At 65.0% G+C, this 782-nt stretch carries 1 protein-coding gene; it reads right to left on the bottom strand.

Going from position 1 to position 782, the window contains the following annotated elements; all coding sequences use genetic code 11:
* A partial coding sequence (groEL, locus tag IVB47_RS18690) for a chaperonin GroEL (RefSeq protein ID WP_247463069.1) occupies positions 1-782 on the bottom strand: 782 nt, incomplete at both ends.

A 782-nucleotide genomic window follows, 5' to 3' on the forward strand; every position in this document is an offset into this window, starting at 1 on the left:
AGCGAGGCGCTCCTGGAGCTTCTCACGGTCGTAATCCGAGGTGGTTTCCTCGATCTGGGCCTTGATCTGGCCGACGCGGGCCTCGATCTCCGGCTTCTTGCCGGCGCCCTTGACGATCGTGGTGTTCTCCTTGTCGATCACCACCTTGCCCGCGCGCCCAAGCATCTTCACCGTGACGTTTTCGAGCTTCATGCCGAGGTCTTCGGAGATCAGTTGGCCACCGGTGAGGATCGCGAGGTCCTCGAGCATGGCCTTGCGGCGGTCGCCGAAGCCCGGCGCCTTGACGGCGGCGACCTTCAGGCCGCCACGGAGGCGGTTGACGACCAGGGTAGCCAGAGCCTCGCCCTCGACGTCCTCGGCGATGATGACGAGCGGCTTGCCAGACTGCACCACGGCTTCCAGCACCGGCAGCATCGCCTGCAGGCCGGACAGCTTCTTCTCGTGCAGGAGGATGTAGGCATCCTCGAGCTCGGCGGTCATCTTCTCGGGGTTGGTGACGAAGTAGGGTGACAGATAGCCGCGGTCGAACTTCATGCCCTCGACGATGTCCACCTCGGTGTCGAGCGACTTGTTCTCCTCGACGGTGATGACGCCCTCGTTGCCGACCTTCTGCATCGCCTGCGCGATCATCTTGCCGATGGCGGCATCGCCGTTGGCCGAGATGGTGCCGACCTGGGCGACCTCGGAGGAGGCGGCGACCGGCTTGGCGCGCTTCTCGATGTCCTTGACGACGGCGGCGACCGCGATGTCGATGCCGCGCTTGAGGTCCATCGGGTTCATGC

Origin of the sequence: Bradyrhizobium sp. 62, assembly GCF_023073035.1 — a bacterium.
Classification (GTDB): Bacteria; Pseudomonadota; Alphaproteobacteria; order Rhizobiales; family Xanthobacteraceae; genus Bradyrhizobium.